Annotated in this window: 10 protein-coding genes; 7 read left to right on the top strand and 3 right to left on the bottom strand. The window is 45.8% G+C overall.

Annotated features, from left to right (window positions below; translation table 11 throughout):
• Positions 1 to 343 precede the first annotated feature (343 nt).
• Together QUA56_RS02005 and QUA56_RS02000 are read right to left on the bottom strand one after the other, a co-directional pair.
• The gene (locus tag QUA56_RS02005) at positions 344 to 1,108 is read right to left on the bottom strand and encodes an aldolase/citrate lyase family protein (RefSeq protein ID WP_333352474.1); all 765 of its coding nucleotides are present in this window, start codon (positions 1,106 to 1,108) and stop codon (positions 344 to 346) included.
• Between the two features lie 101 nt (positions 1,109 to 1,209).
• The gene (locus QUA56_RS02000) at positions 1,210 to 1,692 is read right to left on the bottom strand and encodes a hypothetical protein (protein WP_333352473.1); all 483 of its coding nucleotides are present in this window, start codon (positions 1,690 to 1,692) and stop codon (positions 1,210 to 1,212) included.
• A gap of 174 nt (positions 1,693 to 1,866) precedes the next feature.
• Here QUA56_RS02000 and QUA56_RS01995 point away from each other — a divergent pair, with 174 nt between their 5' ends.
• The 3 genes from QUA56_RS01995 to QUA56_RS01985 all read left to right on the top strand — a co-directional run bounded on the left by QUA56_RS01995 (position 1,867) and on the right by QUA56_RS01985 (position 4,660).
• Entirely contained in the window at positions 1,867 to 3,966 is a 2,100-nt protein-coding gene (locus QUA56_RS01995) for an FAD-dependent oxidoreductase (RefSeq protein ID WP_333352471.1), read from the top strand.
• 183 nt (positions 3,967 to 4,149) lie between these two features.
• On the top strand, positions 4,150 to 4,347 hold the full coding sequence (locus QUA56_RS01990) for a hypothetical protein (RefSeq protein WP_333352468.1): 198 nt from the start codon (positions 4,150 to 4,152) through the stop codon (positions 4,345 to 4,347).
• Entirely contained in the window at positions 4,331 to 4,660 is a 330-nt protein-coding gene (locus tag QUA56_RS01985) for a type II toxin-antitoxin system PemK/MazF family toxin (RefSeq protein WP_333352465.1), read from the top strand. Before QUA56_RS01990 ends, QUA56_RS01985 begins: the two co-directional genes overlap by 17 nt.
• A 164-nt stretch (positions 4,661 to 4,824) precedes the next feature.
• On the opposite strand, the gene QUA56_RS01980 is transcribed toward QUA56_RS01985, so the two are convergent.
• Positions 4,825 to 5,049, bottom strand: a complete 225-nt coding sequence (locus QUA56_RS01980) for a hypothetical protein (protein WP_333352463.1) — start codon at positions 5,047 to 5,049, stop codon at positions 4,825 to 4,827.
• Positions 5,050 to 5,158: 109 nt separating this feature from the next.
• Here QUA56_RS01980 and QUA56_RS01975 point away from each other — a divergent pair, with 109 nt between their 5' ends.
• The 4 genes from QUA56_RS01975 to QUA56_RS01960 all read left to right on the top strand — a co-directional run bounded on the left by QUA56_RS01975 (position 5,159) and on the right by QUA56_RS01960 (position 14,723).
• Entirely contained in the window at positions 5,159 to 10,975 is a 5,817-nt protein-coding gene (locus QUA56_RS01975) for a HAMP domain-containing protein (RefSeq protein WP_333352460.1), read from the top strand.
• Positions 10,976 to 11,151: 176 nt separating this feature from the next.
• Positions 11,152 to 11,979 (top strand): protein-glutamate O-methyltransferase CheR, encoded by an 828-nt coding sequence (locus QUA56_RS01970; RefSeq protein ID WP_333352457.1) that lies wholly within the window; start codon positions 11,152 to 11,154, stop codon positions 11,977 to 11,979.
• The gene (locus QUA56_RS01965; protein ID WP_333352455.1) at positions 11,933 to 12,658 is read left to right on the top strand and encodes a chemotaxis protein CheB; all 726 of its coding nucleotides are present in this window, start codon (positions 11,933 to 11,935) and stop codon (positions 12,656 to 12,658) included. Before QUA56_RS01970 ends, QUA56_RS01965 begins: the two co-directional genes overlap by 47 nt.
• A 7-nt stretch (positions 12,659 to 12,665) precedes the next feature.
• Complete coding sequence (locus QUA56_RS01960) at positions 12,666 to 14,723, top strand: response regulator (RefSeq protein ID WP_333352452.1); 2,058 nt, start codon at positions 12,666 to 12,668, stop codon at positions 14,721 to 14,723.
• The last annotated feature ends 16 nt before the right edge of the window (positions 14,724 to 14,739 follow it).

The following is a 14,739-nucleotide window of genomic DNA, read 5'->3' as shown; positions in this document are numbered from 1 at the left end:
GCAGGTTTTTTGTATGTGTCGTAAAAGACACTACAAAAATTGCAAAGATATTGTAAAGACGACAAGATGAATTCAGGGGCTTGTTCTTCTTTTAATCGAAAATCCAAAATCTCAAATCTAAAATCGATATGAATGGATTCTAATACCGTTTTCATATATTTTTATCCCTGAAGCCTTGCTCCCCTCCCTAATTTTGCCTTAAGGAGGTGTATGCTTCTACTCTAGCGCAGGTTTTTTGTATGTGTCGTAAAAGACACTACAAAAATTGCAAAGATATTGTAAAGACGACAAGATGAATTCAGGTGCTTGTTCTTCTTTTAATCGAAAATCCAAAATCTCAAATCTAAAATCGATTGACTGCTTTCACCAGCGACTGACAGGCCCGCAGGAAAACGGCAACATCGACCCCAAGTGCCACGTACTGAACGCCAGCATCAATCCACTGCTTGGCGATTTCGGGGTTTTCGGCAAAAGTACCAGCCGCTTTGCCTGCTTTGCGGATGGTTTGCACGGCCTCCTGCATCATGTCGATGACTCGGGGATCGCGGACTTGGCCGGGAAGACCGATCGACTGTGACAGATCGTAAGGCCCCAGAAAAATCACGTCAACCTCTGGCACAGTAACAATTTCTGCTAGGTTGTCGATGCCGCCTTTGCCTTCGACATGAATCACAACTAAAGATTCTTCGTTGAGTTTGTCGGTGATATTTGTACCTGCGGCGGTGTAAAGTCCGGCGCGCGTAGCAAAGGAAAGGCCTCGCGTGCCCAGAGGACTGTATTTAGCGCTTTTGACAGCGGTTTCGGCATCAATTTTGCTTTCAATTTGAGGTACTTGAACGCCTGCACTGCCGATGTCGAGAGCTCGTTGAATTTGCGGCCCGTCGTTTTTGCGGACGCGAACAATCGGTGCAATTCCGGTGCAGTCGGCGGCGCGGCACAAATCTTCAGCAGCAAGCGGGTGCAGGGGGCCGTGTTCCATGTCGATGACGGCGAAATCAAATCCAGCGTGACCGCAGATTTCTATGAATGCCGGATAAGCGCAGTTCATAAATAAACCGAGGACTGTTTCGCCTTGTTTAATTTTTTGTTTTAGTTGGTTTTGACGCATGGGTAATGCCGAAAAATTGATATTTTTTTACCGCCGATGAATGCCGGTGAACTCAGATTATTTTTAATAATACACCTAAACTATTGCCGTTATAAATTACTTTATGTTAAGAGGATCGCTAAAAATTTTATAGCAGCTTTTGCTTCTATCTTAAAGGGAATTAAGCACAAAAGCCAGCCAAAAATAAACATTCCTAAGATTGGTAAAAATATTGCTCCCACGGAAGGTTCGACTAACCAAGCAAATAAAGAAAACATTCCAATACTGCCAGTTGTCCACAGCCAAAGCATCAAAAATGCTAGGACTATTTTATTTAAAGTCATGTTAATTTTGATGGAACAACCGAAGGGTTGAGAATGGATCTTTCCTTCTATAATTGGGAAAAATAAATGACTGCCGATGATGATACGATTGATTTTGAAGGTATTGCCAGAAATTCTTCCTTCATAAGGTTTTGGAGGTGGCGGACCAAAGGGTATAATTATTTTTAAAAGTTTGGGATGAGTGACAATTTCGTCCAACCTACGCAAAACTTCCGAAAAAGTTAAACTGGTAGTAATTGTTAAACTATCAAAAGGAATCAATGAGCTAAAAAATTTGACGATAAATTTGACGATATTGAGCATAAGTTTGAGCCGGCTGTTCAATAGTTGTTGCTGGTATTAATGCCTCTTCAATAAAAAGTTTTTCCTGACTGTACCACGAAATACCAGTATACTGCAAAATAAACATTTGGATGCGATGAGTGTTTTTTGCTTATGTCAAAATTAATTCCACAATCTCCGATGAAACTTCGAGGGTATCTATTTTCGCTCAAAGGTCGATCGATCCTTAGCCTCACCCTCGGCATCATTTCCGCGATTGGGAGCATTTCGCCAATATTTGCCGCACCTCCCCGCAATCCCGACACTGCTGAAACTTGCGACATTCTAGTAGCAGGCGGCGGGCTCGCAGGCGCTGCTACCGCTTACGAAGGTTTGCTGGCGGGGCGCACAGTTTGCCTGACTGAAATTACTGACTGGGTAGGCGGTCAAATTTCCTCCCAGGGAACTTCCGCACTCGATGAAAGAGAGACTCAGCGATCGCTCTTATTTTACCCCCGCGGCTACCTAGAATTGCGGCGGCGGATCGAGGAACATTACGGCCGGCTAAATCCCGGAGGCTGTTGGGTTAGCTATTCGTGTTTCATGCCCTACGACGGTCACAAAATTCTATTTAACATCTTGCAGGATGCCGCTAAAAAAGGCAAAGGCACGCTGAAATGGTTTCCCAATACGGTTATTAAAGAACTAGCAATTACTCCTGCTGTGGCGGGGAATGCGGTTGGGGGTCAACAAATTAAAAGTGCGATCGCCATTCAACACAAACCGGCCGCCAACACCCCGCCCGTCAACACCGAAACTCTTTCTCAGACTATCGAAGATGCCTATCGCTACGAAAATTCAGCGCGATTTAACAAAACTATTATTCGGTTTATTCCCAAACCACATAACCAGTCAAATTCTCAACCTAAAGGTGCTGATTGGTACATTGTAGATGCCACCGAAACAGGCGAATTGATCGGACTTGCAGATGTTCCTTACCGCCTCGGAATTGACCCGCGTTCACCTCTCGAACCTTCCTCCCCCAGCCCGAGCGGCGACGCTTACTGCACTCAAGGTTTTACCTACACTTTTGCAATGCAGGCAACGAAGGAACCGCAGCCGCATCAAGCGCCGTCTTTTTATCAACAATACGCTCCTTACTACAGTTACGAATTGCAGAGACTGGCGAGCTTTCCCTTAGTTTTCAGCTACCGCCAAATCAGGAGCGTGAGACCCGATCGAAAGCGACCTTCAGACCCGAAGCAATTCCCGATTTATCCGGGGGATATTTCGATGCAAAACTGGACTTGGGGCAATGACTATCGTCCCGGTTCTGCCCAGGATAATTTAATTTATTCTCGCGAGCAGTTGCAAGAGTCCGGTCAACTGCAATCAGGGGGATGGATGGGCGGCTTGCGAACGGAAACTTTACGCAAAGGAGAGGAAAATGCCCAAGGATTTTTCTACTGGCTGGTAACAGGAACTACTGACTCGCAGCTAGGAGAGGGAGTGAAAAAGCCTAATCCCAACAATCGTTTTTTGAGCGGTTTGGATTCGCCGATGGGGACGGTGCACGGACTTTCTAAATATCCTTATATGCGGGAGGGCAGGCGCATTATTGGGCGACCGAGTTTCAATCAGCCTCAAGGTTTTACAGTGTGGGAAGTTGATATGTCTCGCACTGATTTTACGGCTGATTTTTACCGCCAGAATTTGTCGGAGGAAGAGTATCGAGATTTGTGGTTGGCTGTGGGTGGTTTGAACGCGCCGGCTTTGGCCGTGGGAAGTCAATCGGTAGAGGATACAAAATCGCGATCGCGCGCTACGATTTATCCTGATTCTGTGGGTATCGGTCATTATGCGATCGACTTTCACCCCTGCATGACCAACAGTCCGCCGGAAGCACCGGGAAATACCGAACGGGAAGGCACTCGCAAAGCTCAAGGTCAAGCTTATCCGTTCCAAATTCCGCTGCGGGCAATGATTCCTCAAAAGATTGACAATATGTTAGTGGCGGGTAAAAGTATTGCTGTCAGCCACACGGCAGCGGCTGCTTATCGAGTGCATTCTTTTGAATGGTCTGCCGGTGCTGCGGCGGGAGTTACGGCTGCTTTTTCCCTGGAAAAGGGGATTTTACCTTATGAATTAGTGGACGAATTGCCGTCCCGCGAGCCAAACTTGGAAGTGTTGCAGTTGCGGTTGCAGCAAAATAAGAATCCGATCGCATTTCCGGGTACTTCTATCTTCAATAGTTCCTGGCAAAACTGGAAGTAATCGCAGTTCGCAATCAGTAGGGTGCACAGTGCCAGCTTTGTCTGGCACGATCGTTATTTAGGCAGTTTGAACTTGATTTTGAACGGCATTGAGCTAAAGTAGTGTTAGGTTGTAATCGATCGCTGAGTGTGACAACGTACCAGAAATCTGCAAATTGCATCAAGCACGGTTTATGAGGTGGATATGCTGAAAACGCTTTGGGCTACTGTTAGACAAGGGAAAATTGAACTGCTGGAGTTATCAGAGTTACCCGAAGGGGCAAAAATATTAGTAACACTCTTACCTGATGAAGAAGCTGAGTTTTGGCTTCAAGCCAGTCAAACATCACTAGATACAGTTTGGGATAATACTGAGGATGATGTCTATGCCCAGCTACTCTAAAAATGACATAATTTTGGTTAGATATCCGTTTTCAGACTTGTCTAGTTCTAAGGTAAGACCAGCAATTGTTGTGAGTGCGCCTCACGTATCTCAAGACATCATAATTGTGCCATTGACAAGCAAAACTGCATCGTTACTTGAGGGTGAATTCGTACTTGCTGAATGGTCAACAGTAGGGTTAAATGTGGCTACAGCAGTTAAGCGAGGTTTGTATACAGTACATGAAAGCTTGGTTGTAAGGACGATTGGCAAATTAGCAGATTCTGATGCTGAGCGACTGGAGCAATCTCTCCGAGGTTGGTTGGGGTTTTAGTGCAGCTATACATTATAATATTTCCTGTTCGTCGGGCTTCGCAGAAAAAGCCGGAAAATATCTTTAGGTTATATTCATTTGCTTGACAGCAAGCTCGATCTATCTGAAACAGGTCATTGATACAAAACTAAAAAAACCTGTACAGTAAAAAATTACATTTAGAGTTAATTTGTCAAAAACGTTACTAAACCGGCTCGATTTGAAACTGCCACAGATCGCAATTTCGCCCGCTCGCTGTCCATCTGAGAAACTTGCTGCAAATTATACAGCCACGATCGCGATCGCCTGCATTCTTTTGTGGTTATAGTTTGAAAACACGCCCTAATCGTCAAACAGCCGACAAATAACAACCAACAACTCCCAATAGCTGATAAACAGCAATTTGTCATCCACCTTTTGATAGAAGCAATCAGCGACTGCTTTATTCAGATAATAGAAATAATCTCAAAACTCAAAATTATTCCCCCTCCCCCTTCCCAATCGCCAAAGGTAACGGTCATGTCAACTGCACAGATAACAAAGGAAAGTCCAAATAATGGTTATGCCAAACAGTTACTCAGAACCTTAGTAGCTGTCAAAAAAGGGGACTTTTCAGTTCGGATGCCCATAGATCAGACCGGTCTAGCGGGGAAAATTGCTGACGAACTTAACGACATTATCGATCTCAATGAGAGAATGGCGGCCGAACTCGATCGCATCGGCACAGTTGTCGGTAAAGAAGGCAAAATCGCCCAGCGGGCAACCATTGGCAGCGCCGAGGGGTCTTGGGCAGCTAGCGTAGATTCTGTTAATACCCTAATTACAGATTTAGTGCAACCAACCTCAGAAACCGCTAGAGTAATTCGGGCCGTAGCAAAAGGAGATTTATCGCAAACCATCGCCTTAGAAATAGAAGACAGACCCCTCAAAGGAGAATTCCTTCAAACAGCGCAAATTGTTAACACAATGGTAGACCAGTTGAGCTCCTTTGCGTCGGAAGTAACGCGGGTTGCTAGGGAAGTGGGAACCGAAGGCAAATTAGGCGTGCAAGCTGAAGTTAAAGGAGTTGCAGGAACCTGGAAAGATTTAACTGATTCAGTTAACTCGATGGCCGGGAATTTAACAGCACAAGTGCGGAACATTGCCGAAGTGACAACCGCTGTGGCAAATGGCGATTTATCCAAAAAAATTACTGTCGATGTGAAAGGGGAAATTCTCGAACTGAAAAACACGATTAACATCATGGTGGATCAGTTGAGTTCCTTCGCATCTGAAGTAACCCGGGTGGCTAGGGAAGTGGGAACGGAAGGCAAATTAGGCGTGCAAGCTGAAGTCAGAGGAGTTGCAGGAACCTGGAAAGATTTAACGGATTCAGTTAACTCAATGGCCGGGAATTTAACAGCACAAGTACGGAACATTGCTGACGTGACGACGGCTGTGGCAAATGGCGACTTATCTAAAAAAATTACTGTCGATGTGAAAGGGGAAATTCTCGAACTGAAAAACACGATTAACATCATGGTGGATCAGTTGAATTCCTTTGCATCTGAAGTAACGCGGGTGGCGAGAGAAGTAGGTTCCGAAGGCAAACTCGGCGGTCAAGCAGAAGTTAAAGGAGTTGCAGGAACTTGGAAGGATTTAACTGATAGCGTTAACTTTATGGCAGGCAGTTTGACAGCACAAGTGCGAAACATTGCTGAAGTGACAACCGCTGTGGCCAAGGGCGATTTATCTAAGAAAATTACTGTCGATGTTAAAGGCGAAATTCTCGAACTCAAAAACACCGTCAACACGATGGTTGACCAGTTAAATTCCTTCGCATCTGAAGTCACCAGGGTTGCTAGGGAAGTGGGGACGGAAGGGAAATTAGGCGTACAAGCTGAAGTGCAAGAAGTAGCAGGAACCTGGAAAGATTTAACGGATTCAGTTAACTCAATGGCCGGGAATTTAACAGCACAAGTCCGAAACATTGCTGAGGTGACGACGGCTGTTGCTAACGGTGACTTATCTAAAAAAATTACGGTACAGGTTAAAGGCGAAATTTTAGAACTGAAAAACACGATTAACGTGATGGTGGATCAGCTTAATTCCTTCGCTTCGGAAGTAACGCGGGTGGCTAGAGAAGTGGGTTCCGAAGGTAAGCTGGGCGGGCAAGCAGATGTCCGAGGCGTAGCAGGAACTTGGAAGGATTTAACGGATTCAGTTAATTTTATGGCGGGTAGTTTGACGGAGCAAGTACGGAATATTGCGGCTGTTACGACTGCTGTGGCAAATGGGGATTTATCTAAGAAAATTACTGTCGATGTTAAAGGTGAAATTCTGGAGTTAAAAAACACTGTCAACACGATGGTGGATCAGTTAAATTCCTTCGCTTCTGAAGTAACGCGGGTGGCGCGGGAAGTGGGAACCGAAGGGAAATTAGGCGTGCAAGCTGAAGTTAAAGGAGTTGCAGGAACCTGGAAGGATTTAACGGATTCAGTTAACTCGATGGCTGGGAATTTAACAGCACAAGTGCGGAACATTGCCGAAGTGACGACGGCTGTGGCAAATGGCGATTTGTCCAAGAAAATTACAGTAGATGTTAAAGGTGAAATTCTCGAACTGAAAAACACGATTAACATCATGGTGGATCAGTTGAGTTCCTTCGCATCTGAAGTAACCAGGGTGGCGAGGGAAGTAGGAACGGAAGGCAAATTAGGCGTGCAAGCTTACGTGCGCGGTGTAGGGGGAACTTGGAAAGATTTAACCGATAATGTTAACTTGATGGCGGGAAATTTGACGGCGCAGGTGCGGAATATTGCGGAAGTGACGAAAGCGGTGGCAAATGGCGATTTGTCTAAGAAAATCACCGTCGATGTCAAAGGCGAAATTCTGGAACTGAAAGATACTATTAACGTGATGGTGGATCAGCTTAATTCCTTCGCTTCTGAGGTAACGCGGGTGGCGCGGGAGGTAGGAACTGAGGGTAAATTGGGCGGTCAAGCTGATGTGAAAGGAGTTGCGGGAACTTGGAAAGATTTAACCGACAACGTAAACTCGATGGCGGGGAATTTGACAGCGCAAGTGCGGGGTATTGCTAAGGTTGTGACGGCGGTGGCGAATGGCGATTTGAAGCGCAAATTAATGCTGGAAGCTAAGGGAGAAATTGCGACTCTGGCAGATACGATTAACGAGATGATCGATACGCTGGCGACGTTTGCCGATCAAGTTACTACAGTGGCGCGGGAAGTGGGAATTGAAGGGAAACTGGGCGGCCAGGCGAAGGTTCCGGGCGCGGCGGGGACGTGGCGAGATTTGACGGATAATGTGAATGAATTGGCTGCGAATTTGACTACTCAGTTGCGCGCGATCGCAGAAGTGGCAATTGCTGTTACCAGAGGCGATTTAACGAGGTCTATTTCCGTCGCCACAGAAGGAGAAGTTGCGATCGTTAAGGACAACATTAATCAGATGATTGCCAATCTCCGGGAGACTACGCAGAAAAATACTGAGCAAGATTGGCTGAAAACAAACCTTGCTAAGTTCACTCGAATGCTACAAGGTCAGCGGGATTTAGAAACAGTTTCTAAACTAATTCTCTCAGAATTGACGCCGCTGGTTTCTGCTCAGCATGGCGTCTTCTTTATGATGGAAGCTGTCGAACACGATCCGTTTCTCAAACTGTTAAGTACCTACGCCTACCGCGAACGCAAGCATCTAGGAAATAGATTTAATTTAGGCGAAGGTTTGGTAGGACAGTGCGCCCTGGAAAAGGAACGAATACTGTTGACAGAAGTGCCGGAAAACTACGTTAAAATTTGCTCGGGACTGGGAGAATCTACGCCGTTGAATGTCGTGGTTTTACCCGTACTATTTGAGGGACAAGTAACGGCAGTAATCGAGTTAGCTTCGTTCCGCAGATTCAGCGAAATACACTTGACATTTCTCGACCAACTTACAGAAAGTATCGCCATTGTTTTAAATACAATTGCAGCGAGTATGCGGACGGAAGAGTTGCTGAAACAGTCGCAGTCTTTGGCAGAAGAGTTGCAAACTCAGCAAAAAGAACTGACGGAAACTAACAAGCGTCTCGAACAACAAGCGCAGTCGCTCCGCGCATCTGAGGAACTGTTGAAGAATCAGCAGGAAGAGTTGCAACAAACGAATGAAGAACTAGAAGAACAAGCTGAATTGTTAGCGCTGCAAAATAAGGAAGTTGAGCGGAAAAACCGAGATATCGAACAGGCGAGGGGGTTGCTGGAAGAAAGAGCCGAACAGTTGGCTCTAACTTCTAAGTATAAGTCGGAGTTTCTGGCTAATATGTCTCACGAGTTGCGTACTCCGCTGAATTCGCTGTTGATTCTCGCTCGATTGCTTTCTGATAATACTGAAGGTAATTTGACTCTGAAGCAAGTTGAATACACGCGCACAATTTACTCGGCGGGAACGGATTTGTTAGGGCTGATTAATGACATCTTGGATCTCGCTAAAATTGAATCAGGCACGATGTCGGTGGAAATTGAGCAAGTGTTGTTTCCTGACTTGCGAGATCATTTGGATCGGACTTTCCGCCAAATCGCCCAGGATAAGAAGTTGACTTTTCAAATCGAGCTTGAGAGTGGGTTGCCAAAAGGTCTCTATACTGATGCTAAACGGCTGCAACAAGTTTTGAAGAATCTGCTCTCTAATGCGTTTAAGTTTACAGAGCGGGGCGAGGTGAAATTGCGTGTCGAAGTAGCGCGGGAAGGGTGGAGTTTAGAGATAGAAAGTTTAAGGAGTTCCCCTACTGTTTTGGCTTTCTCAGTTAGCGATACGGGAATTGGGATTTCTGCTGAAAAACACAGGGTTATTTTTGAGGCTTTCCAACAAGCTGATGGTAGCACTAGCCGCAAATACGGGGGCACGGGTTTGGGTTTGTCAATTAGTAGAGAAATCGCTAATCTGTTAGGCGGAGAAATTAAATTGACAAGTCGCCCTGGTGAGGGTAGTAGGTTCACGCTTTATCTGCCGCAAACTTACCAAGAATCGCGAATAATGAATGATAGGGAACCGGAAATGGGCGAGCAAACGGCTCAATTGCCGCCTGCTATTTCTGCCGCAGTTCATTCGCCGAATTTCCACTTGCCGATCGCGCCTTACCCCTCACCTTTAATCTCAGATGACCGAGAAAATATTGAGAGTGGCGATCGCGTGCTGTTGATTATCGAGGATGATGTAAACTTCGCTCGAATTCTTTTGGATATGGCGCAGGAACAGGGTTTTAAAGGTTTAGTTGCTTTGCGGAGCGATATCGGTTTGGCGATGGCGCGAGAGTTCAAGCCAACTGCGATTATGCTGGATCTAAATTTGCCTGTGATGGATGGCTGGACAGTGCTCGATCGCTTGAAGCATAACCCAAGTACGCGCCACATTCCGGTTCACATTGTATCAGTTGAAGAAGGGCGGCAGCGCAGTTTGCAGTTAGGGGCGATCGCCTACCTACAAAAGCCTGTCAGTCGCGACGCATTGAGCAAAGCTTTGACTGATATTAAGGGTTTTGTGGAGCGGAAAGTTAAGAATTTGCTAGTTGTAGAAGACGACGAAACACAACGTCTCAGCATTGTGGATTTAATCGGAAATCACGATGTTGTAACGACGGCTGTGGGGAGCGGTGCAGAGGCGCTAGAAACTTTGAAGTCAGGAAATTTTGACTGCATTGTACTCGATTTGGGACTGCCAGATATGACTGGTTTTGAACTGATCGAGCAGATCAAGCAAGAGGCAACTTTAAAAAGTCTGCCGATTATTATTTATACGGGCAAAGAGTTGACGAGAACCGAAGAAACTCAACTCAAGCGCATGGCGGAAACAATCATTGTTAAAGATGTGCGATCGCCTGAGCGCCTGTTAGATGAAACTGCTTTGTTCTTGCACCGAGTTCAAGCAAATTTGCCGGAACCGAAGCGCCAAATGCTAGAGCAATTGTATCAAACAGATTCGACGCTCGCGGGCAAAAAAGTCTTGATTGTTGACGACGATATGCGGAATATTTTCGCCCTCACGAGTATGCTGGAGCGCCATAAAATGGAAATTGTGTTTGCTGAAAACGGCAGAGAGGGAATTGCTCAACTGCAAAATACGCCTGACATAAATATTGTGTTGATGGACGTGATGATGCCAGAGATGGACGGTTACGAAACAATGCAAGCAATTCGCAATATTCCTCAATTCGCTTCGCTGCCAATGATTGCTCTTACGGCGAAAGCTATGAAGGGCGATCGGGAAAAATGTATCGAAGCTGGGGCGTCTGACTACATTACCAAACCTGTTGATACGGAACAGTTGCTCTCGCTGCTGCGTGTTTGGCTTTATCGATGAAAGAAGTCATTAGTCATTGGTCATTAGTCATTAGTCATTTGAGTGCGAGCGTCTCGCTCGCGAGCGGGACGCTCGCACTCGCAAATAAATATAAGCGATTGCTCGGACTTGATATTACAAATTACCCCTTACCAATTCCCAATTCCCAATTCCCAATTCCCACTTACTAATTTAAAATGCCCGAAAGCCATGAACTTGAAACAATCGAAATTCAACTCCTACTAGAGGGGCTATTTCGCTATTACGGATTTGATTTTCGCAATTATGCTCTTGCCTCTCTCAAGCGTCGTATTTGGAACACTATTCGCTCGGAACGGCTCACCACTGTCTCTGGACTTCAGGAAAAGTTACTCCACAATCCTGCCTGCCTAGACCGTTTCCTGCTGGACATTTCTGTTAATGTAACGACGATGTTTCGCGATCCCAGCTTTTACATTAGTTTCAGAAATAAAGTGGTGCCTGTACTGCGTACTTATCCTTTTATTCGCATTTGGCACGCTGGATGTTCAACTGGAGAAGAAGTCTATTCTATGGCTATATTGCTGCAAGAAGAAGGGCTTTATAACCGCTGTAGGATTTACGCTACTGACATGAATGAATTAGTTTTGAAAACTGCAAGAAGTGGTATTTTCCCGCTGAAACAAATGCAAGAATATACGCAACTCTACCACCAAGCAGGGGGCAAAAAAGCATTTTCTGAGTATTACACTGCTGCCTATGAGAATGCTATGTTTGGCTCCTCACTTAAAGATAACATTGTCTTTGCTCACCACAACCTAGCAACGGATACTTCTTTTAATGAATTTAATGTGATTTTGTGCCGCAATGTGCTGATTTATTTCAATTCACAGCTCCAAGAGCGGGTACACAAGCTTTTTTATGAGAGCCTGGGAATGTTTGGAGTTTTAGGATTAGGACATCAGGAGTCTCTGAGTTTTACACCTTATGAAAAACACTATGAAGCAATTGAAAGGAGTGATAAACTCTACCGAAGAATTAAATAAAAGAAATTTTGAAATAGTGGTTGTTGGCACGTCTTTGGGAGGGCTACAGGCTCTGACAGTCCTGCTGGCAGATTTGCCACAAAGCTTTCCTTTGCCTGTAGTTATTGTCCAACACCGCCATAAGAGTTCTCAGAATAGGCTTACTGAGTTTTTACAACAGCAAAGCTCTCTCCAAATCACAGAGGCAGAAGACAAAGAGCCGATCGCACCGGGACGGGTTTATTTGGCTCCTGCTGACTATCACTTGCTCGTAGAATCGCCCGGAGAGTGGGAGCCGAGCACGTATGAAAAGGACTTGATAGGATGGGGGAGCGCGGCAGTGCAACCAATCCACAATTCAAAATCCCCAATCCTCAATCGCGGAACTCCTACATTTGCACTATCAACTGAGGCTCCTGTCTGCCACGCGCGGCCCTCTATCGATGTGCTGTTTGAGTCTGCTGCTGATGCTTTTGGGGAGAAAGTTATTGGCATAATTTTAACGGGAGCTAGTTCTGATGGCAGTGAAGGGCTGGCAAAAATTAAAGCTGAGGGAGGATTGACATTTGTCGAGGAACCGGCTTCTGCTCTATGCCGGACAATGCCCGCCTCCGCGATCGCAAATGTTGAAGTAGACTGGATTTTACCCCTAGCTCAAATCGCTCCGTGTTTAATCAACTTGCTAAGAATTAAAGATTAAAAAATTTATGAATCTGCAGCGCCCCGATCGAGTAAATGTCCTTCTAGTTGACGATCGCCCAGAAAATTTGGTCGCTCTAGAAGCTATCCTCAACAGCCCCTCTTATAATCTAGTACAAGCAAATTCGGGCGCGGAGGCTCTGAGATGTCTGCTTAATGAAGATTTTGCGGTGATTTTGCTTGATGTGCAGATGCCGGGAATGGATGGATTTGAGACGGCAACATTGATTCGCTCTAGAGATCGATCGCGATCGACTCCGATTATTTTTATCACAGCATTCAGCAGTAATGACACCCATGTTTTTAAAGGTTATTCTCTGGGTGCGGTGGATTACCTCTTCAAACCATTGGAACCGGAAATATTGACATCGAAGGTGCAGGTATTTGTGGAATTGTTCCAAAAAACAGTCGAGGTGAAGCGGCAAGCAACAGAGTTAGCTGCTGTTAATAATGAACTAAGTAAAAGTGAAGAGCGGTTTCGCACTTTATGTGCTTGTTCGCCGCTGGGAATTTACTTAGCTGACGTGGAAGGCCGCTGTACTTACATGAATCCCCGCTGTCAAGCGATTTCCGGGTTGATTTTGGAGGAAAGTTTGGCGTCAGTTTGGCAGCGGTCGGTTCATCCAGAAGATCGCGATCGCGTAGTAGCAGATTTGTTAGCTTGGATTAAAGAAGGTCAGGAATATTCAAACGAGTTTCGATTAGCTTATAACGAAAGCGTGCGTTGGGTTAACGTGCAGTCGTCGCCAATGTTTTCGGATTTGGGAAAACTGATCGGTCACGTTGGCACGGTTAGAGATGTCACAGACCGCAAGCAAGCAGAGGAAGAGCGGGGTAGGCTAATCCACGAGCAGGTGGCGCGGCAGGAAGCTGAGAGAGCTAACCAGATGAAGGATGAATTTCTCGCCATTCTCTCCCATGAACTCCGTACTCCTTTAAATGCAATTCTCGGCTGGTCTAGACTGCTTCGTGCCAAAACATTTGACAGAGAAACTATTGATAAAGCCCTAGAAACAATTGAGCGCAATGCTAAATCTCAAGCGCAACTCATTGAAGATATTTTAGAGGTTTCGCGGATTCTGCGCGGCAAACTAAATTTAAATATGCATCCGATTCAGTTGGAATATGTGATTGAGATGGCAATTGATTCTCTGCGACCGCTAGCTGAGACAAAATCAATTGTAATAGAATGGGAAGGCAGCCAAAATATCGCTAAAGTTCTAGGCGATAGCGATCGCTTGCAGCAAATTGTCGGGAATTTGCTTTCAAATGCGATTAAGTTTACTCCTGAAGAGGGTAAAGTAGAGGTGCGGTTGGAGTCAGTTGGCGATGAGATTCAAATTCAGATAATTGATAGCGGAATTGGTATTGCTCCTGATTTTCTGCCTTATGTTTTCGATCGCTTCCGCCAAGCTGATAGCAGCACAACTAGGTCTTACGGGGGTTTGGGACTGGGATTGGCGATCGTCCGTCATTTGGTGGAACAGCACGGTGGTAAAGTTGACGCAGAGAATAATCCGGGCGAGGGTGCAAAATTTACGGTTTCTCTGCCAGTTGCTGAGGGAAACGGACAAGGTGCAGGGGATGATTGGTCCCAACTCAATGACGCGCCAGAGGCCCTCCCAACTCTTGCTAATTTGCAATTGCTGGTGGTGGATGATGATGATGACACGCGGGAGTTTTTAGTTACTTTACTGGAACAGGAAGGAGCTATGGTGCGATGGGCGACATCGGTGGCCGGGGCTCTAGCTGCACTGGAGAGTTATTGGCCGGATGTGCTGCTGAGCGACATTGGAATGCCGCAAGCAGACGGCTATGAATTGATCGCGCGGGTGAGAGAAATGGAAGTGCTGCGGGGTGGAAAGATGCCTGCGATCGCCCTGACGGCCTACGCGAGAGAGGAAGAGCGCCAGCAAGCGCTGGAAGCTGGTTTCCAGATGCACTTATCTAAACCTGTTGAGATAACTCAGTTAATTGCAGGAGTTGCTAACCTCGCAGGAATCATCAGAAATCCCGCTCCAACTCACATCTTGCACGATGCTCAAGAACAGGCAAGATGCCTGTGAAGCGAAGACTAAATTT

The sequence above is a fragment of the Microcoleus sp. N3A4 genome, assembly GCF_036701805.1.
GTDB lineage: Bacteria > Cyanobacteriota > Cyanobacteriia > Cyanobacteriales > Microcoleaceae > Microcoleus.
Note: the sequence above shows the minus strand (reverse complement) of the source record. Positions and strands in the feature narration are given on the sequence as shown.